At 32.5% G+C, this 19,051-nt stretch carries 18 protein-coding genes and 1 pseudogene; 15 read left to right on the forward strand and 4 right to left on the reverse strand.

Annotation, left to right across the window (positions count from 1 at the left end):
• Nucleotides 1–61 precede the first annotated feature (61 nt).
• The 4 genes from U860_RS35685 (at nucleotide 62) to U860_RS0123600 (ending at nucleotide 2,814) form a co-directional block, all read left to right on the forward strand.
• Entirely contained in the window at nucleotides 62–202 is a 141-nt protein-coding gene (locus U860_RS35685) for a hypothetical protein (RefSeq protein WP_162791013.1), read from the forward strand.
• 5 nt (nucleotides 203–207) lie between these two features.
• Entirely contained in the window at nucleotides 208–999 is a 792-nt protein-coding gene (locus U860_RS0123590; RefSeq protein ID WP_025150432.1) for a hypothetical protein, read from the forward strand.
• Nucleotides 996–1,259 carry a DUF4176 domain-containing protein gene (locus tag U860_RS0123595; RefSeq protein WP_025150433.1) on the forward strand — a complete coding sequence of 88 codons (264 nt, stop codon included), beginning with the start codon at nucleotides 996–998 and terminating at the stop codon, nucleotides 1,257–1,259. The genes U860_RS0123590 and U860_RS0123595 overlap by 4 nt, the downstream gene beginning before the upstream one ends.
• A gap of 610 nt (nucleotides 1,260–1,869) precedes the next feature.
• Nucleotides 1,870–2,814, forward strand: coding sequence for a glycerophosphodiester phosphodiesterase (locus U860_RS0123600; protein ID WP_025150434.1), 945 nt, complete (start codon nucleotides 1,870–1,872; stop codon nucleotides 2,812–2,814).
• A gap of 86 nt (nucleotides 2,815–2,900) precedes the next feature.
• Here the strand turns inward: U860_RS0123600 and U860_RS0123605 are convergent, their stop codons facing one another.
• The gene (locus tag U860_RS0123605) at nucleotides 2,901–3,752 is read right to left on the reverse strand and encodes a LysR family transcriptional regulator (protein ID WP_025150435.1); all 852 of its coding nucleotides are present in this window, start codon (nucleotides 3,750–3,752) and stop codon (nucleotides 2,901–2,903) included.
• Nucleotides 3,753–3,862: 110 nt separating this feature from the next.
• Between U860_RS0123605 and U860_RS0123610 the strand changes: the two genes are divergently transcribed.
• A complete protein-coding gene (locus U860_RS0123610; RefSeq protein ID WP_025150436.1) occupies nucleotides 3,863–5,068 on the forward strand; it encodes an MFS transporter in 1,206 nt (401 codons plus the stop codon).
• A gap of 69 nt (nucleotides 5,069–5,137) precedes the next feature.
• Here the strand turns inward: U860_RS0123610 and U860_RS0123615 are convergent, their stop codons facing one another.
• On the reverse strand, nucleotides 5,138–5,368 hold the full coding sequence (locus U860_RS0123615; protein WP_025150437.1) for a hypothetical protein: 231 nt from the start codon (nucleotides 5,366–5,368) through the stop codon (nucleotides 5,138–5,140).
• Nucleotides 5,369–5,638: 270 nt separating this feature from the next.
• Between U860_RS0123615 and U860_RS0123620 the strand changes: the two genes are divergently transcribed.
• The 5 genes and pseudogenes from U860_RS0123620 (at nucleotide 5,639) to U860_RS0123640 (ending at nucleotide 10,809) form a co-directional block, all read left to right on the forward strand.
• Nucleotides 5,639–6,766: a serine hydrolase domain-containing protein gene (locus tag U860_RS0123620; RefSeq protein WP_025150438.1), complete on the forward strand. Its 1,128-nt coding sequence runs from the start codon at nucleotides 5,639–5,641 to the stop codon at nucleotides 6,764–6,766.
• Between the two features lie 240 nt (nucleotides 6,767–7,006).
• On the forward strand, nucleotides 7,007–8,149 hold the full coding sequence (locus U860_RS0123625; protein ID WP_025150439.1) for an agmatine deiminase family protein: 1,143 nt from the start codon (nucleotides 7,007–7,009) through the stop codon (nucleotides 8,147–8,149).
• Nucleotides 8,150–8,496: 347 nt separating this feature from the next.
• Nucleotides 8,497–9,474 carry an agmatine deiminase family protein gene (locus U860_RS0123630; RefSeq protein WP_025150440.1) on the forward strand — a complete coding sequence of 326 codons (978 nt, stop codon included), beginning with the start codon at nucleotides 8,497–8,499 and terminating at the stop codon, nucleotides 9,472–9,474.
• A gap of 83 nt (nucleotides 9,475–9,557) precedes the next feature.
• Complete coding sequence (locus U860_RS0123635) at nucleotides 9,558–10,376, forward strand: MerR family transcriptional regulator (RefSeq protein ID WP_025150441.1); 819 nt, start codon at nucleotides 9,558–9,560, stop codon at nucleotides 10,374–10,376.
• A 74-nt stretch (nucleotides 10,377–10,450) separates the two neighbouring features.
• Nucleotides 10,451–10,809, forward strand: a pseudogene (locus U860_RS0123640) (agmatine deiminase family protein).
• A 52-nt stretch (nucleotides 10,810–10,861) separates the two neighbouring features.
• Here U860_RS0123640 and pepF read toward each other — a convergent pair.
• Both pepF and U860_RS0123650 read right to left on the reverse strand, forming a co-directional pair.
• Nucleotides 10,862–12,649 carry an oligoendopeptidase F gene (gene pepF / locus U860_RS0123645; RefSeq protein ID WP_025150443.1) on the reverse strand — a complete coding sequence of 596 codons (1,788 nt, stop codon included), beginning with the start codon at nucleotides 12,647–12,649 and terminating at the stop codon, nucleotides 10,862–10,864.
• Nucleotides 12,650–12,766: 117 nt separating this feature from the next.
• Nucleotides 12,767–13,558: an arylamine N-acetyltransferase gene (locus U860_RS0123650; protein ID WP_025150444.1), complete on the reverse strand. Its 792-nt coding sequence runs from the start codon at nucleotides 13,556–13,558 to the stop codon at nucleotides 12,767–12,769.
• Nucleotides 13,559–14,121: 563 nt separating this feature from the next.
• Here U860_RS0123650 and U860_RS0123655 point away from each other — a divergent pair.
• The 5 genes from U860_RS0123655 (at nucleotide 14,122) to U860_RS36605 (ending at nucleotide 18,951) form a co-directional block, all read left to right on the forward strand.
• Entirely contained in the window at nucleotides 14,122–16,023 is a 1,902-nt protein-coding gene (locus tag U860_RS0123655) for a mannonate oxidoreductase (RefSeq protein ID WP_025150445.1), read from the forward strand.
• Nucleotides 16,024–16,029: 6 nt separating this feature from the next.
• Complete coding sequence (locus U860_RS0123660) at nucleotides 16,030–16,554, forward strand: N-acetyltransferase (RefSeq protein WP_025150446.1); 525 nt, start codon at nucleotides 16,030–16,032, stop codon at nucleotides 16,552–16,554.
• Nucleotides 16,555–16,724: 170 nt separating this feature from the next.
• Nucleotides 16,725–17,453 (forward strand): histidine phosphatase family protein, encoded by a 729-nt coding sequence (locus U860_RS0123665; RefSeq protein ID WP_025150447.1) that lies wholly within the window; start codon nucleotides 16,725–16,727, stop codon nucleotides 17,451–17,453.
• A gap of 254 nt (nucleotides 17,454–17,707) precedes the next feature.
• Nucleotides 17,708–18,388: a hypothetical protein gene (locus U860_RS0123670; RefSeq protein WP_025150448.1), complete on the forward strand. Its 681-nt coding sequence runs from the start codon at nucleotides 17,708–17,710 to the stop codon at nucleotides 18,386–18,388.
• A 305-nt stretch (nucleotides 18,389–18,693) separates the two neighbouring features.
• Nucleotides 18,694–18,951 carry a hypothetical protein gene (locus U860_RS36605; RefSeq protein WP_025150449.1) on the forward strand — a complete coding sequence of 86 codons (258 nt, stop codon included), beginning with the start codon at nucleotides 18,694–18,696 and terminating at the stop codon, nucleotides 18,949–18,951.
• The last annotated feature ends 100 nt before the right edge of the window (nucleotides 18,952–19,051 follow it).

A 19,051-nucleotide genomic window follows, 5' to 3' on the forward strand; every position in this document is an offset into this window, starting at 1 on the left:
TTTTTACATTATTTCTTATTAGTGATGCAGCAAATGGAACCTTTATTGGAGTGGAATAAGCTTGGATGTTTTTATGGAAATTAGTATGTTCACTGATGGAATCGAATTTAACAAAGGTGATTGGAATCATGATGGGAAACAGGATTCGGTAAAAGATAGAGTTAAACCAGGAATTGGAAATGTATTAGATAAAATTTTTTAATTTTTATGAGGTGTATAATGGACAAATATAATGGCAACAGCATAGATGATTGTATGCGGATATTAATACCATTTGATATAAGAAATATTGTAGGGGCCTTTGTGTGGGTTATCATGAATTTTCTTCTACTCATCATTTTATTCATATTTCCACCGTACAATATATACTCTTACGCAGCTTTTCCATTTTATGTGATATGTAATCTATGGGGAATTTGGGTTTCTATTCATAAGCCTCGGCAGCCTCAATTGCAACATTTACTATATTCTGGATTTGTTGCGTTAAGTATTTCATTTTGTAGTTTTATAGCTGTGCAAAAGTTAGCTTACGAATTCGTAGAAATAGAGTCTCCTTTATTTTTTATTCTATCGCTTATGGCGTATAGTTTAATTATTTATAAATCTGAATTGTTCTGGATTAAATATTTTACAGCCCGCTTAAGGGGGATCACTGATCAAGATGTGAAAATTCCTAAAATTGTATATTTTTCGGGTTTAGGTTATATGATTGGTCAAGTTAGTATTGGAATTTTGAGCCAAAAAGCTATGGCGATTGTGCTAATCGTTATTTTGTCATTTATTTCAGTTGTTTTCCTAGCGCTAAGTACACATTTGTATTTTTACTTTGATTTCAAAAAACAAGGTATTACTTCGCGACATTTAAAAGAATTATATTCTCAAAAGAAGCCTAAACTGTCAAGGAAGGAAAGGAGACAATCCACGGCTGCTTCGGGACATGTAAATATACCTCATTCTCAAAAGAAAACTAAACTTACAAGAAAGGAGAAAAGACAATGAATTCACAACTTCTCCCTATAGGCTCTATTGTAATTTTAAAAGAAGGTACAAAGAAACTCATGATTTTCGGGCGGAAACAACAAGTAGAAACGGATGAGGTAAGAAAATTCGATTATATGGGATGTCCTTATCCAGAAGGCTATCTGAATCCAGATTTCACTTATTTATTTAACCATGATGATATTCAAGAAGTTGTTTCAACTGGTTATGAAGATCAAGAAGAACGTACTTTTCAAGAAAATGTATTGTCTAAAATATAATGCATGTTTTCAAAGTTAAGTATAGTTTCAAATATACTTTAAAATAAGTTCCAAGTAAGGATATACGAAACTAAGAATTTGTAATTAAGTAAAACGTAGATATACGTAAATATCAAGTGAAAGTTACTATAAAGAATTTGAACAGAATGTATTCTGCATTAATGAGCAGTAAAAACTTCCACTAATAATCAGTAGGAGATGGATAATTCAACCTGATTAAAGCTTCACTTTATTGAAAAAATAATATTCACAAATTTTAATAGGTTTGGTATGATTAAATTCAACAAGTTGATAGAGGCCGGAGATATTTGAGAAAAGCCATAAATTTATTTAGGGATACAGGAGTGTAGCCTAAATGATTTATGGCTTTTTTTATTGAATGGGCCATACACAATAGGGAGTACTATCGCGATATGTTACATGTGAAGGGGAGGGAATATAGGGATTAAATAGTATAAAAGGAGTTTTCTATTTTATAAACAATAAAAGAGTGAATATATGTAAGATTGGAATTTTAATATAGGCTTATAAAAATAATGAAAGTATGTCTTCTATTTCGTGTAAATCGCATTAGCTTGTTGAAATTTGCAACGTAGGAAGGGTTAGAAGGATGAGAAAGATTATTAGCGTATTAGTTATTTTCTTTACGATGGGAAGTATCTTTGCTGGGGGAGCTGTTCATGCGAAATCAGAAGGAAAGCATGAAGGGGATACGAATAAGTTTTTAAATATTGCACATCGCGGAGCAAGTGGACATGCACCTGAGCATACTTTTGCTTCGTATGATCTTGTGAAAAAAATGAAAGCGGATTATTTGGAATTAGATATTCAATTAACAAAAGATGGTCAATTGATTGCAATGCATGATACATCAGTTGATCGAACTACAAATGGAACAGGCGAAGTACGAGATAAAACGTTAAATGAAATAAAAAAATTAGATGCGGGTTCATGGTTTAATAAAGCTTACCCAGAAAAGGCTAAGCAAGAGTATATTGGTCAAAAAGTTCCGACTCTTGAAGAAATTTTTCAAAAGTACGGAAGAAGCATGAAGTATTATATTGAAACAAAATCACCAGATGTGTATCCAGGAATGGAAGAGAAATTATTAGCTTTGTTAAAAAAATATAATTTAATAGGTCAAAACATGTCTTCTAGCCGTGTTATGATTCAATCATTTAGCAAAGATAGTTTAACAAAGATTCATAGTATGAATGAGAATATTCCATTGGTTCAATTGCTATGGTATTATCCAAATGATAACAATGAGATTGTTGAATGGTCTGGTATTACACATGAGCCGAAAAGTGTAACGAATGATGATTTTCAAGAAATTAAAAAGTATGCAGTTGGTATTGGACCGAACTTACGTAATGATAACGGAGAACTAATAATTGATGAATCATATATGAAAATGGCTAGGGAAAATGGAATGCTAATTCACCCTTATACAATTAATGAGAAACCAGATATGAGATTGTTAATTAAATGGGGTGCTACAGGGATGTTTACAAATTACCCGGATCGATTACATAGTGTTTTAAAAGAAAAATAAGTGGGATATGATAAAAGGTATACCAGTGTTTTGGGTATACCTTTTTCTATGTTTCGGTTCTTCGTTTCATTCCACGTATTTTCTTTTCACGCATTGTGAATCAGCTCCATAAACTTTTGTAATGCAGCTGAGTGAAATATATCTTTTCTAGTAATAAAGGTAGTAGGAACTCTTTTGAAGTTATTTGGTAAAGGGTTGAATGATACGTCATGTTCATGAACATTTAAAATAGATTTCGTCATAATTGCTACGCCCATACCGGATTTTACACAAGCGAGTATTGCCTCAATTGTTCCGAATTCTAATACTCGTTTAGGTGAAATGCCTTCCTCTTGAAGCCAGCCTTCTAATAAACTTCTATAATAGCAACCGTGACTAAAAGCGAGTAAATTCATGTCTCCTACTTCTTTAAAGGAGGATAAAGGATGTTTACTAATGAGAATTAATTCTTCTTCACAAAATACATTTGTATGAAGTTCAGCATGCTGAGTAGTTCCAGCGATAAACGCTCCGTCTAGCTTTCGGTCTAATACGAGTTGAATTAATTCTTCCGTCGTATTTGTTTCTAAAATAAATTCGACTTTTGAGTAATTCTCATAGTAGTTCGTTAATATAGATGGAAGCCTTACAGCAGTTGTAGACTCTGTACATCCGATTTTTAAAATGCCTTTTGGCTCGGTTCCGTTACTTTGGATAGCTTTTACAGATTGGTCCATTAAGTGGATAATTTGTTTTGCGTATGATAATAAAATTTCACCGTTTGAAGTTAAAGTAACACCTTTCCCATTTCGATAAAATAAAGGCACACCTAATTCGTTTTCTAGTTGTTTTATACGCATTGTTACGCCAGATTGAACATAGTTTAAATTTTTAGCTGCGTGAGATATATTTCTTTCTTTTGCAACTTCGTAAAAAACAGTTAAATCCTTTATGTCCACGTATCATTCCTCCGAACACGGTATCAATTTTTTTGATGGATTATATGATTAATCTTTATTTTATATGATATCAGAAATTTCATACAATGGAAGGGGATGGAGGGATTTTCATGTTAATGGAAGAGCGTGTGAATAGTACTTATAAGTGGATTATGTTAATTTTTGCGACTATTACTCAAGCAACAGCAACACTTATAACGTATGGTGTCGGAGCTTTCGCTTTATTTTGGAAAGAAGAATATTCGCTTACGAATATGCAGAGTGGATTGTTAGTAAGTATTGTAAATATTGGACCGCTATTTTGTATGCTTTTTGTCGGGCGGTTACTTGATCGATATAATGAAAAATTATTAATTTCTATAAGTTCTTTTTTACTAGGAGGTTCGCTTTTACTCACTAATACTGTAAATGAATTTACTGGATTACTCTTTGTACTTTTATTAGTAGGAGCGTTTTATAGTGTTTCGCAGCCAGGAGGAAGTAAAGTGATTATAAAATGGTTCTCAAAAGAAAATCGTGGGTTAGCGATGGGGATCAGGCAAGCTGGTATACCGATTGGTGGTACGTTAGCGGGAGTATTGATTCCGTTTCTTACAATAAAATATAATGTGGCTTATGCGATAAATATTATTGCATGCATTTGTATAATTGGAGGATTTTTATTTTTCATATTTTATAAGGAACCATATGTTCAGGAGAAAGTAAAAGAAGAACGTATTAAACTCTCTTTTTGGATGCAGTTAAAAGCAGTGATGTGTAAAAAAGAGTTGTATCCAATTTATATAACTGGTATTTGTATGATTTCATTACAAATGGTGTTAGTTGGACATTTTATAAAATTTTTAGTAATGGAACAATCAATTACACCTATTTTAGCTGGAAAAGTATTTTCGATTGTGTTCTTTTCCGGAATGATTGGCCGGGTTGTATTAGCAGCTGTTAGTGATTTGCTTTATAAGGGGAATCGAAGCACACCTTTATTTATAGTTGTCTGCATTTCTATCGGTTTCATTCTAATGTTCGTTATAAGCATACATACAATAACGGTTGGAGTATTGTATGGTGTAAGTGCATTATTAGGTTTTTTTTCAATTGGATGGTTCAGTCTTTTTATGGTTGAAGTTGCTGAATCGGCAAGTGAAGAATCTGTAGGGATGACAGTGAGTTTTGCACTTACACTAAATCAAATTGCTATAATTGTTGCACCTGTTTTATTTGGTTATATTGTAGATGAGAAAGGGTATACGTATGCGTGGTTGTGTATAGTTGTATTACTAAGTATATCGGCCGTTAGCTTATATAGTAAAAATAAATAATAAAGGAATGTTAGCAATGTAAATTTCTTTAGATTTGCTGTATAATCGGAATGTAAATGAGATTTGATTTCAATTATGCTCATTTCCTCTTTTGAAATTGCCGGTAATTTTAGCCATAATAAGTTGTTTTTCGTTTTCGTTATTTGCCCGATTTATTTTGTTCAAAAAATTTTCAGCGTGATTTCCTTTTAAAGTCATAATTTGTTTTCCGCAATATTCAATTAAAACCATGTTTTTTTTAGTTACTCGATAATGAAACATCAAATCGCCTAAACGATTGCGTTTATCAGTATTTTTCAAATCTGCACCTCCATTTTTGCTGATGTGTAACAAATGTTACATAAGAAATTGAAATTCAAGTTAGATGTATCCGATTGTAAGGTGGAAATTTTGTAAAAAAGAAATACAATAGAGAGTAGTCAAAATTTGAATGTGAGAAAAAGGAATCTAGTTTAATAGGATGAATATTAGATAGATGGTATAATTATAAAATGTTTAGAGATTAATAGATATAGAATAAGAATAGAATGGAAAAGTATAACGTGAAACTGGATAAAAGAGGGTCCCTATATGTGTAAGAAATGGCTAATTGCTTTCTTTATTTTTGCTATTTTTTGTGGGAGTGTCGCTGCACTCATACATGCAAATAAAGATAAGAAATATAATTTGAAGGCATTTTCAAATTTTGAGAATAAGACTGAAAATGATAAACCGAAAGTCGATGCAAATCAGCAAAAACGTTATGAGATTGCAGCAACAAAACTAGATCAATATTTAAAAGATAAAGGATTTAATGGAACGGTCCTTGTAGCTGATAAAAATAATGTAGTTTTACGAAAAGGATACGGGTATGCGAATGTAAAAGATCAAATTTTAACAACGCCAAGAACAAAATATCGCATCGGTTCCATTACAAAAACGGTAGTTGCAATATCTATATTGCAGCTAAGAGAAAAAGGAAAATTAAACATAGAAGATAATGTGAATAAATATATTCCGTCCTTTCCAGCAGATAAAAATATTACATTGAGAAATTTGCTAACGCATACTTCGGGGTTACCTGAGCAGGGACAAGGTAGAGTTGAGGCAGCATCACGTTTAAAGTTAGTAACATGGATTGGATCTCAAAAGCTTGAATTTCCTGCAGGTACAGGATGGCGATATACAGATTATAATTATATGGTACTTGCGTATATTGTAGAAAAGATATCGAATAAACCGCTCGCTGAATATGTAAATGAAAACATTTTTACTCCTGTTGGGATGCATGAATCTGGGATGGGTGCAACGTTGCCTGGGGATATGTTTTTAGCAGAAGGTTATACGAAAAAAAATAATGAGTTAGTAACAACGCCTCGTTTAAAAATGAGTTGGTTATATGGTTGTGGTGAAATGTATACAACTGTTGATGATATGAAAAGGCTAGATGAGGCAATTATGGATGGTAAATTACTTTCTAAACAAAGCTTATCAGATATGTTTACTGTATCACCAGCTAGAAAATATGGATTTAGTTTTTACATTTACCCAGATTATAATCATAATCATGGGGTGCTAGCTGGTTGGAACACTTTTAATAATTTTAATGGGGATAAACGAACTTTTGTAATTCTTTTCTCAAACGTACAAAATGGAATGAACGATGCATTTAATCAAGAATTTAGAAAGATGGCAAAAGATTTGTTAGAAGCAAACTAAGTGTTTAATATGTAATAGAAATGAAAAAAGGTAGTAGCTATATAATAAAAAATCGGTATGGACAATTGTCCATACCGATTTTTTATTTAGGCCGTTATTAAGAAGTTACATCATATAAAAGCTAGATGTGTGGAATATTATGTCGGATGTAAAAAAATGTTGTTTTATATTGAAAAAAAGCTTGAGTTTCACACTATGTGAAGCTTTACATTGTTGTAGAGAAAATTAGGAGGTTTAGAAATGAAAAAAATAGTAACGCTTTGTTTGGTAGCGGCTCTATCCGCATCAATTATTGGTGGGTGTGCTCAGGAAAAAGATAATGAGAATACTGAGAAGGTAGAGGCGCAAGAAAAAGTAGGGAAATATACAATGCCGGACGAAAAAAGCAAGCATGAAGGCACATGGCTGCAATGGCCACATGATTACACATATGGACAGGAGTATAAAAAAGAAGTAGAACCTATTTGGATTGAAATGGTAAGTGCATTAACTGAAGGTGAAAAAGTTCACATTGTTGCATATGATCAAGAAGAAAAAGAAAGAATCAATCAACTTTTAACAGATGAAGGGCTGAATATGGAGGAAATTGATTTTTTTATCGCTCCTACTGATGATGTATGGGCAAGGGATAGTGGACCGATGTTTGTTTATGATAATAATAAAAATCTAAAAATATTAGATCCGGGATTTAATGGTTGGGGGAAGAAAACGCCTTATAAAAATGATGCCCGTATTCGTGAAAACCTTAGTAAACAATTAGGGGTGGAAAGAATTGATTGGTATAAATTTGTACTTGAAGGCGGGGCAATTGAATTAGACGGTAACGGTACGGCTTTATTAACTAGAAGCGCTGTAACGAATAAAAACAGAAACTCGAAATTATCAGAAGCGGAAATTGAGAAATATATTAGTGAACTTGGAGTAACGAATTTTATTTGGTTAGACGGGGTACCAAACATAGATATTACTGATTTTCATATTGATGGATTTGCAAAATTTCACGATAAATCTACCATTATAACGCTGGCTGAAGATGATTTGGTGGAATGGGGATTGTCAAATAAAGATATTGATACATTGATGCGTGCAAAAAATGCTGCAGGTGGGAAATATAAATATGTATACCTGCCGCTAAGTAAAAATAAGGTTACGTTAGAAAGTGGGAAAACTCTCGATTATAAGGGGTCATATGTGAATTTTTATATTGGGAATAAAGTTGTGTTGGTGCCTAATTATAATGATCCAAATGACAAAATAGCAAATGAAACCATTCAAAAACTATATCCTGATCGTAAAGTAGTAGGTATTGATGTGAGAGAACTTTATAAAAATGGCGGTATGATACATTGTATTACACAACAACAACCCGTTAGTTTGAAGTAGTAAATTGAAGTTTAATCATAGGCAAAATAGATAACGTGGTATCTATTTTGCCTTGTTTTATTTTCTGTAACAAAGTTTCTATGAATTTATAATTACATCTTTGTTTTTTTGTTTTTATTAAATAAAAATTTATTATAAAAAAGTTTGTCAAGAGTCAATTTATCGCTCAACCACGGCTTTATATTTTTTATATAAATATATAATATTACCCCGTGCTATAATCCATTCATGAAATGTGCACGTTTCAAAAAAAACAAGTAAGCATAGGAGATTTGAATAGAGGGATAGCAATTTTTATCGTGATAAAGACATTTTTCTAATTAATCATAAAAAGTGAGGGGAACAATATGGAACACATACAGGGCGGGATTATTTTTACTGCGATACCAGATAAATCGAATGAATATTATCGACCATTTTATGAAGATCTTATTTATTTTAATGAGAGCTTAAATGAAAATAAAGCATATACAGATCAACTTATATCTTTATCTATTGAAGAACAAGAATTTCATACAAGCCATTTTGAGTATGACGATATTTGGCTGAGAGATGTTGCACCAGTTGTAACAAATCACCTTGTTAAATTTAAATATCAACCAAATTACTTACCAAAAAATCAAGGACAATATTTAAATCAACAATTTAATAAGTGGTTAGGAGAAAATGGCTTTAAATATGTGACATCCCCATTGATATTAGACGGCGGAAATCTTATTTGGAATAAAAAAGATACTGTTATACTAACGGAACGCATATTTGATGATAATTATGATTGGACGGAAGAAGAGATTATAGAGCAATTGGAATGGGATTTAGATGTCAGTCGTGTTATTATCATTCCTGCTGAACCGGGAGATGTACTTGCTCATGCGGATGGTATGGTGAAATTTATTGATGATCATACAATGTTTATTAGTGATTTTCTAGGGGATCATGAATTTAGGCATAGCGTTCAAGAAATCATTCAAGAACAAATGCCAGAAGCTGAATTTATAGTTGTTCCTTCCTCATATACAGAGAAAGGGCAATATGATCAAGAGATAGCATCAGCAAAAGGTTTATATATAAATATGTTAGAGACAAATGATACTATCTACGTTCCTAAGTTTGGATTAGCTAGGGATAAAGAAGTATTTCAATATATTCAAAAACATACTGATAAACATGTGATTCAAGTTCATGTAGGAGAGATATCAACAATGGGAGGAGCCATTAATTGTTTAACATGGTATTGTCCTAATCATTTGTTACCTTCAAAAATAAAAAGATTGAAGAATCAAAATGAGGAATTTTCAATTAGGAAATTTTTTGATTGGTTTTAATACATGTTTACAGGTGTACTTGCTTAAAAGGGTAGAAGGTGTTTATAGGCTTATAAAAGATAAAGCATTAAAGGAGCATGTATATGTACACAATCACTGAATTTTCTCGGATTTGTAAAATGAGTACGCGGATGTTAAGACATTATGACCAAGAGGAGATATTAAAACCGGCATATGTTAATCCGGTAAATGGATATAGATATTATGAGCAGGAGCAATTAGAAGTAGCGTTAAGAATTAAAAAATTAAGAGAGTATAAGTTTCCTCTCTCGAAAATTAAAATAATTCTTCAGTCATCAGATCAAGATTCATTTATTAAACATATGCGAGCGCAAATTATAGAGTTGTCACATGAAGTGAAACAACACTTACAGGTTATTTCTGAAATGAATGAAATGATAAATATGAATAGAGATTTACATGCAATTCAGCATAGAACATACGATATATTCATTGGAATGAGAGGAGAAATAACTGTAATTACTCAAAGGTTACAAATCGATATAAATGATATGGACGACTATTTTCATTCTTTATATGAAAAAGTACAAATGAATTGTTTTACAGTAATCGGTTCACCTTCTGCTGTATTCTACGATGAAGAGTATATTCCAAATCGCAGTGATATTGAATTAAGAATTCCGATTATGTATGAGAACAATGAAGAATCTTCCCGAGAATGTGAGATAAAAAAGCTAGTAGAGCATCAAACTGTTACTACGATGCATTATGGAAGTTATGATTATATAGGCTACGGTTATATGGCATTAGAAGAGTGGATTGAAAAGAATGGTTATATAACTGATGCGCCGCTATATGAAGTGTATGTAAAAGGGCCTGAATGTGAATGTTCAGTAGAGGAGTATGTGACGCAAATTTGCATTCCAGTTACTAAAATGTAATACGAATTATAGTTGCCCTTAACACTATGTCAAAGTATAGACTGGACGTACATTAATAGAAGGGGTGAACAAGTATGGGAAATATAGAAAGTAGTTTGTTTTATATGCCTGCGGAATGGGAAAAACCTGAGGGGACATGGATCCAATGGCCTCATGATAGAACTCATAGAGGTGAAGGTTACAGAGCTAAGTTAGATGATATTTGGGTAACGATGGCAAAGGAGCTTCATTATGGAGAGAATGTGCATATTGTTGTATATAATTTGGAAACGAAGTTGTATTGGTCCCTATATACGGTGATGAACATGACAGGTTAGGGCATCGAATTATTGAAGGGCAATTTCCAGGTAGAAGAATTGTTGGTATTAATGTAAATGAATTGTATACGTATGGTGGCATAATTCACTGTGTAACGCAACAGCACTTGGAATAAAGTGAGTGGTTTAAATGAAAAAGAATGCAGAGTATATCTGCATTCTTTTTTTCTATAATGTTGAAAATTCCTCGACTAGTGCATTGAAGCGAATTAATGCACTTTCAATTGGCTCTGGCGTTGTTAAATCTACACCAGTTTTCTTTAGAAGATTTAGTGGATAATCAGAACTACCACCTTTAAGGAATTCGATATAGTTTTTCTGAACATCTGGGTCACCGCTTAAAAGTTTATCAGCAATTTGGATTGCAGAAGCGAATCCAGTTGCGTATTTGTACACGTAAAATGGACGATAGAAATGTGGAATTCTAGCCCATCCGTATTTTACTTCTTCGTCAAATACGAGGGAGTCGCCATTATATTCTCTAAATAAGTTTTCATAAACTTCGCTAAAGACTTGTGTGTTTAATGGTTTACCTTGCTGAGCCATTTCATGTGTAATTTTTTCAAACTCTGCGAACATGATTTGTGTAAAGAAGGTACCTTTAAATTTCTCGATGAAATGATTTATTAAATGATTACGTACATCCGTATCTTTTGCTTCTTTTAATAAATAGTGAATTAATAGTACTTCATTTACTGTAGAAGCGACTTCTGCGACAAAAATGGAATAGTGTGCAGAAATTCTTGGCTGATAACCGTGTGAGTAATGCGTATGCATGCCATGACCACATTCATGAGTAAGGGTGAAAAGGCTATTTAAATCATCGTGATGATTTAAAAGAATGAAAGGGTGAACACCGTATACACCAAAGTTATAAGCACCAGAACGTTTTCCAGGTGTTTCTCTCACGTCTATATATCGCTTATCTTTAAAGCTTTTTAATGTTTCAATATATTCTTCACCTAAAGGAGCTAGTGACGCGATCATTATGTCAAACGCTTCGTCATATGGAATGTCTTGTTTTACACCTTTTACTAAATCGACGCTTAAGTCGTATTGTCTTAGTTCATCTACATTTAATTTTCCTTTGCGCAAATGATTATAAGTATGTAGTGATTGAATATTTTTTTTCGTTGTATCAATCAAATTTTCATATACTTCTTTCGGAACCATATCGCCAAATAGTGATTTCTCTAAAGCAGATGGATATTTTCTTAGCTTTGAAACAGTAACATTATTTTTAATAGCTGCGGATAAGGTAGAAGCAATGGAGTTCTTTAACTGAACATATGGTTTGTAATACGCTTTATATGCTTCTTTACGTTTCTCACGATTCTCATCTTCTATTAACTTTGAATACATTCCACGCGTTAAGTTTACTTTCTTCCCATCATCAGTAGTAATTTCACCAAATACTATATCTGCATTATTTAACATGCCATACGTATGCTGCGGAGAGGACAGTGCTTCACCCATTTGCGATAAAACTTCTTCTTGGTCCTTATTTAAAACGTGTTTTTTATAACGGTATAATTCGAATAAATCTTCTTTATAATATTGTAAGCCTTCTGTTTCTTCTATGTAAGAATGTAATGTGTTTTCATCTACACTAAGTAAGAATGGGGAAAAGAAAGATTTAGCCGCACTTACTTTTACGTGTAACTGTGATACTTTATCGACAAGAGCTTGGGAGGCAGTATCACGTGTATCAAGGTCAGATTGTAGCCTTGCATAAGCAAACATTATTGATAAAATGCTAGATATTTCTTCACTTTTTGTTAAGTAAGCAAGTAGACTATTTCCATCATGAATCTTTCCATTAAACTCGTTCAATTCATCCGTCAATACTTCAATTTTTTTATAATCACTTTCCCAATCTTCAATTGTATGGTAAATATCCGTTAAATCCCATTTTTCTTTATCAGCTATTTGTAATCGATCTTTAAGTTCTGTCATAATCATTTCCTTTCTAATATGTAGTTATATTCCTATATAACTATGAAATACAACAAATTGCAAAAAATCCCTGCTGAAAAATGAAAAGCCTTGCCGGAAATGACAAGGCTTTAAAGGTTATAAGGAAATACCGAACGTTGAATGTAAAAGATTTGTATATTGTTCTTCTGTAAGTGATTCTTTAAGTTTCTTGCCTTGTTTTGTTATAGTGAGGCTATCTTTCGTTAATGAAGCATGCCCATCATGAGTTAGCTTTACTATTAAAGGGACTTTATTGAATGGTGATTTCTCGTGCTCTACAATAATTTTTTGCGCTGCATTTACCTTTGTTTCATCCACTTCTTCTAAGTAAAATGCATAGCCTACGGTCCAATTATCAGTAGAAGATTGATCTAAAAACGCATTGTTTTTACGCATTTCTAAAATATAAGCTCCTTTTTCGGTCGTTTCTTTACGAATACGATAATCGCCGGTTACAGAATGAACAACTTTACCTGAGAATGGAACAGGGGCAAGAGGTAAATATGATCCGAAACCTACTTCAATTAAGTAAAGTTCATTTTGATGTTGTAAAACAGTTGCGATATGTCCTGAATCAACAGCCCATATAGAATTTGCAGCGTTATAAACTGTTCCTGAAACGAGATGAACATCGAATCCACAATCTTTAAGGAAGTAATACATAGTGGGATTTAATTCATAACAAAGGCCACCCCGGTTGTTTAATAAAATTTTCTGGTGAAGGCTGTCTTTTGAGATTTCAGTAAAAGTATTTTGAAAAATATTTAAGTTTTCAAAAGGGACGGCTTGTGCCATCGCATACATAATATCATCTACATCATCGAATGACACAGATTCTTTCTCTTGTATATATAATCTAGTGAAAAATTGTTTTTGAAAGTCTGTCATATAAATCCCTCCATAATATGTTCTACAAACTAATTGTATGTAATTTTGTACGAGAAAACATCTGCAATAAGTCGGGGAACTAGTCTGTAAATGTGCGTACGACTAAAGTATGGCACCTTTACTTCTCGCAAAACATATAGTATGATGATTTCAATAAATTAGATTTCAATGACTATAATATAAATTAATGAGAGGTGCTTTTTGTGAGTGCGGTAGGTACTAAATAGGAAAAATTTAATGAAATAAATCGGATAAGACCAGGGGATTTTTATGTACATCATACCCCTAATTTTGTCATGGATTTATTTCGATACCTATGAAGATACCTACAATACTTTATAAAGCGTGTGATAAAGGGATTGCCATATACTTTTAAAATGGCTTATTTCCTTATACGTTATTACACTTGCCTTGTAAATGTAAAAGCTGCGGTATCCCCGCAGCTTTTTTGTATATATTTTTAGTATATAAAAATGGAAGTTGAATGATGTAGAGCTCATTGGAATCTAATGAGTAGGTATCTTCATTTATGATAAGAATCAATCATAGTGAGGAGAAACAAAATGAATACGATGACTTTTGAAAAGTTACAATATAACGAATTAAAGGAAATAGTGAAATCATATTGTGTAAGTGGATTAGGTAAGGAATTATTAAATAAATTAGAGCCGAGTACGAGTATAAAAGTAGTGAGAAATCGCTTAAATGAAACGACAGAAGCACGAGCTATATTAGATGCAGAAGGGCATGTGCCTTTCTTCGGAATTTCTAATATCGCTAGTACAATTCAAAAATTAGAAAAAGGGATGATTTTAGATCCAGAAGAATTAGTGAGTGTTTCAGACTTTTTACGTGGATGTAGAAAGATTAAAAAATTTATGTTGGATAAAGAATTTTTTGCGCCAGTATTAGCTTCTTATGCAAATTCAATGACTGAATTTAAAAGTATTGAAGAGGAGATTAACTTTTCAATAAAAGGAAATAGCATTGATGCAGCTGCTAGTAAAGAGTTAAAAAGAATTCGAAATAATATCGATTCTGTAGATGGAAAAATAAAAGAACGTTTAACGAAGTTTTTAAATAATAGTGCAAATAAGAAATATATTCAGGAGTTCTTTATTAGTAAAAAGGATGATAGATATACGATTCCAATTAAATCTTCATATAAAAATCAGGTTGCGGGAAGTATTGTTGAAGTATCTGCAAAAGGTTCTACTGTATTTATAGAACCACATACGGTTACAAAGTTAAATGTAGAATTGGCTAGTTTAAAAGCAGAAGAAGCGATGGAAGAGTATCAAATTTTAGCGACATTATCAGGAATGGTACTAGAAAACATTTATCAAATAAAAATTAATATGGAACTTATTAGCCAATATGATATGGTATTTGCGAAAGCGAAGTTTAGTAAATCTATCGATGGAATAGAACCGAAGTTAAACGATCATGGCCACATTCATTTAGTGAATTGTAAGCATCCACTTTTAACAGGGAAAGTTGTACCGTTACATTTCGAAATCGGTCAAGAATATCGTAGTTTAATTATTACTGGTCCGAATGCAGGCGGGAAAACAATTGTGCTAAAAACAATCGGTTTGTTAACATTAGCGACAATGTCAGGCCTTCATATTGCCGGAGATAAAGAAACAGAAATTGCTATTTTCGAAAACGTGTTTGTAGACATTGGTGATAATCAAAGTATCGAAAATGCACTGAGTACATTTTCATCTCATATGAAAAATCTTTCTGAGATCATGAGGTTATCAAATAATAATACGCTACTATTATTTGATGAAATAGGAAGCGGTACGGAACCGAATGAAGGTGCGGCGCTTGCGATATCTATTTTAGAAGAATTTTATCTTGCAGGATGTATTACAATTGCAAGTACGCATTACGGTGAAATTAAACGATTTTCAGAAATGCATAGTGATTTTATGAACGCAGCAATGCAGTTTAATAGTGAGACGTTAGAGCCGCTTTATAAATTAGTTATCGGTAAATCTGGTGAAAGTAATGCACTTTGGATTGCAAATAAAATGAACGTAAAAGAGCATGTATTGCAAAGAGCGAAAGAGTATATGGGAAATAAAGAGTATCGTTTAGAGCGAGTGAATGAAAGTAAAATTAGAAAACCGAAATTCGTGCAAGAAAAAAGAGAAGAGCACTATGAATACAAAAAAGGGGACCGTGTGAAATTATTAGATCATAACGACTTTGGAATCGTCTATAAGGAAAAAGATAATTTCTATAATGTCGTTGTATATTATAACGGTGAATTTATGGAAGTGAATGTGAAACGTATTACTTTAGAGGTAGCAGCGAAGGAATTATACCCAGAAGGATACGATTTAAATACGTTATTTGTCGATTATAAAGAAAGAAAAATGCAACATGATATCGAGCGTGGATCGAAAAAAGCTCTTCGTAAAATTGAAAAAGAAATTAGAAAGAATAGAGGATAATATAGAATGGTAACGATTAGACAAGAACAACAAAACGATTATAGCAAAACAGAAGAAGTTGTAAAACAAGCATTTTTAAATGAAGAATTTAGCGATAAAACAGAACATGAACTTGTTAGTCGTATTAGAAAATGTGATGCGTTTATTCCTGAATTATCAATCGTTGCGGTAGATAAAGAAATAGTTGGTCACATTATGTTATCAAAAATTACGATAGAACAGGATGGAACTTCTGTAGAATCATTAGCACTTGCACCAGTTTCAGTTGCCCCAAGCCATCAGAAGAAAGGAATTGGTGGAAAGCTTATCGCAGCTGCTATAGAAAAAGCGACAGAACTTGGGTATGGATCAGTTGTTGTGTTAGGACATCAAGAGTACTATCCGAGATTCGGTTTTAAGAAAGCAAGTGATTGGAATATAAAAGCGCCATTTGAAGTGCCGGATGAAGTGTTTATGGCAATGGAATTAAGAGAGAATGCTCTTCAAGGTGTTGAAGGAGTTGTACAGTATTCGGAAGCTTTTTCTGGATAAGAATAGCCATTAAGGTAAAGGAAATATAATCATAAAAGACGCTATCTTTTTGTAGGAATATACAGAAAGGATGGCGTCTTTTTTATGAAGAGGATCCGCTTACGTATGTTTTGCTCTATGGATAATCGAGATGTTAAAATTGATATAGAAACCTAAGGGGAGAGAATAATATGAAGAAGCAAGCAACTGATAGTAATGTATTAAATGAAAATAAAGATAATCAAGTTACGTTATATGTTACAAGACACGGTAAAACTATATTAAATGCTAATCATCGCGTGCAAGGTTGGGCAGATTCTCCATTAGTAGAAAAAGGCGTTGAAGTTGCCGAAAACTTAGGAACTGGATTAAAAGATATTCATTTTACTAGAGTATATAGTAGTGATAGCGGTCGAGCGATTGAAACTGCTAATTTAGTATTAAAATATAATGAGCAATCAAAGTTAAAGCTTGAGAAAAGAAAAGATTTACGTGAATTGAACTTTGGTACTTTTGAAGGTGAAAAAGTTGAAATTATGTGGGATGCTATCGGAAAAGCTGCGGGTGTTACATCAGCAGACGAACTCATGAAGTATTCTGTTGAAGAAGTTATTAATCTGATTAGGGCAGCAGATCCTACAAAACAAGCGGAAGATTGGGAAGTATTTTCTACTCGCATAAAAAAAGAGATTAACAAAATTAGTGAAGAAGCTGCTAAAAATGGTGGTGGTAACGTTTTAGTTGTAGTTCATGGACTAATGATTACCACATTAATAGAAATGCTAGATCGTAGCAAAACAAAACTTGGAGTAGAAAATGCTAGTGTGACGAAGATTTTATATCAAGATGGAATATACACCGTCGAATCAGTTGGAGATATGAGTTATGTTGAAAAAGGAAAAGAAAGCGTGGAAATCTAATAATATCTCAATTAGAAATAAGAAAAGGAGGCTAGAAAAATCTAGCTTCCTTTTCTTATTTCGTATATCATTTGTGCATTTGAATCGGAATATTCTGTTAAAAATATACCGTGAGAATTATTGTGATGATATAGTAAGAGGGTAGGAACAACAAATCGTCTTGCAGCTTATTGGATGGATAGTAGTATAGTCTTACATCTTGAAACCATAAGTAAGTTTACGAGAAATAAAACAAAGTAGGGGAACGTGTGAATATGGATCGAATATACTTTGTGGACAATCCGTGGCCTAATGGTCATCGAGTTACTAATTTTAAGTGGAGTGCACATTTTAAATATGCAGAGGAAGAAGGGGTAAATGGTATAGCTGGTTTGTATTTTGATTTACATTTAGAGACTGCGGATTATGATGAGGAAGAAGATGAAGATGATGAGGAAGAAGATGATTGGCACGCGAAGATTGTATGGAACAACTTCCATAGATGCACTTTGTCATCAGAAGAATGGGATTTTAAAGGGTTTCGTGTAGGAAGTGATGAGGCGCCTTTTGATTTGGATATGCTAAATGGGAAGAGATTTGCAATTGATTTTTTATCCGAAGATGAGCAGAAGAACTTAGATTTAGAGTTAACTGCATTTGACATTTATTTACTTGGACATGATGCGTCAGCCTTTCATAATATTAAGTTTACTAGATTAGAAGGGCAGACGTATCAAATTGAATGGAAAGGGAAATTGGCACTTGCGTATATTGGTGATTATGAATTTAAATATGATTTTCATACACTAATTTCCTCAACATCATTTAGTGGAATTAATATTCCTAATGAAATAACTGATCATGAGGCATACGTTTTGTTAAAAAGATTTGTTAGTAATCCAGTATTGTTTGAATTGCAACATGATAATGGGGATAGACGATTTGTATTTAAATAAAAATATATTGTTGTCGTTGCCTTTACAAAACTATAATGTTTTCAATTTATTTGATTGATTTTTAAGAGGAAGAGTAAGTGATATAAAAACTATACTTTTTAGGTGAGGGACGATATAGTCTGGCGATACATAGGAGGGGGCTTTTCCACCGTATATGAGGTTTTGAACATGAGTAAAGGTCATACGGTGTTCGGCATAGTTAATAATTTCGGTGTCGAAAAATTTAAATGAAATAATAAATATTATGTTATTTATATTCAATTCTAAGTAGAAAAGAATTTTAACAATTATATGGAGAAGTGATTATGTTGATTAAAACAGTTCATTTTTTATTTGGAAAACCATGTAAAAAAGGTGATTCGTTCCAAACTAAGTTTCCACGTTTTATTTATTGGAGTGCAGTTGTATTTTATTTTTTTGGAATGATATTCTTTGGGATTTTTTCTTTTATTGATACTGTATTTATTGGATCGTTGATATCCGGAGGTTTGTTTTTTCCTTTAATATTTAGATTCGTTTATTTTATAAACTTAAAAATGAGGGGCCTAGAAAGAGAAGTATAGACAGAAAAAATATAAATAACAGGGTTATTGAAAAGAAGCGAACTTGAGCATAAATAACATTTAAAAAGGAAGCAAAGAAATACATTCTAGCTTCCTTTTT

Source organism: Bacillus sp. H1a (genome assembly GCF_000633475.1).
Taxonomy (GTDB): domain Bacteria; phylum Bacillota; class Bacilli; order Bacillales; family Bacillaceae_G; genus Bacillus_A; species Bacillus_A paramycoides.

Bases quoted from the DNA above. Each gene is read 5' to 3' on its own strand.
- U860_RS0123590 (WP_025150432.1), top strand. From the start codon at position 208: ATGAGGTGTATAATGGACAAATATAATGGCAACAGCATAGATGATTGT.
- U860_RS0123595 (WP_025150433.1), top strand. From the start codon at position 996: ATGAATTCACAACTTCTCCCTATAGGCTCTATTGTAATTTTAAAAGAA.
- U860_RS0123600 (WP_025150434.1), top strand. From the start codon at position 1,870: ATGAGAAAGATTATTAGCGTATTAGTTATTTTCTTTACGATGGGAAGT.
- U860_RS0123610 (WP_025150436.1), top strand. From the start codon at position 3,863: ATGTTAATGGAAGAGCGTGTGAATAGTACTTATAAGTGGATTATGTTA.
- U860_RS0123620 (WP_025150438.1), top strand. From the start codon at position 5,639: ATGTGTAAGAAATGGCTAATTGCTTTCTTTATTTTTGCTATTTTTTGT.
- U860_RS0123625 (WP_025150439.1), top strand. From the start codon at position 7,007: ATGAAAAAAATAGTAACGCTTTGTTTGGTAGCGGCTCTATCCGCATCA.
- U860_RS0123630 (WP_025150440.1), top strand. From the start codon at position 8,497: ATGGAACACATACAGGGCGGGATTATTTTTACTGCGATACCAGATAAA.
- U860_RS0123635 (WP_025150441.1), top strand. From the start codon at position 9,558: ATGTACACAATCACTGAATTTTCTCGGATTTGTAAAATGAGTACGCGG.
- pepF (WP_025150443.1), bottom strand. From the start codon at position 12,649: ATGACAGAACTTAAAGATCGATTACAAATAGCTGATAAAGAAAAATGG.
- U860_RS0123650 (WP_025150444.1), bottom strand. From the start codon at position 13,558: ATGACAGACTTTCAAAAACAATTTTTCACTAGATTATATATACAAGAG.
- U860_RS0123655 (WP_025150445.1), top strand. From the start codon at position 14,122: ATGAATACGATGACTTTTGAAAAGTTACAATATAACGAATTAAAGGAA.
- U860_RS0123660 (WP_025150446.1), top strand. From the start codon at position 16,030: ATGGTAACGATTAGACAAGAACAACAAAACGATTATAGCAAAACAGAA.
- U860_RS0123665 (WP_025150447.1), top strand. From the start codon at position 16,725: ATGAAGAAGCAAGCAACTGATAGTAATGTATTAAATGAAAATAAAGAT.
- U860_RS0123670 (WP_025150448.1), top strand. From the start codon at position 17,708: ATGGATCGAATATACTTTGTGGACAATCCGTGGCCTAATGGTCATCGA.
- U860_RS36605 (WP_025150449.1), top strand. From the start codon at position 18,694: ATGTTGATTAAAACAGTTCATTTTTTATTTGGAAAACCATGTAAAAAA.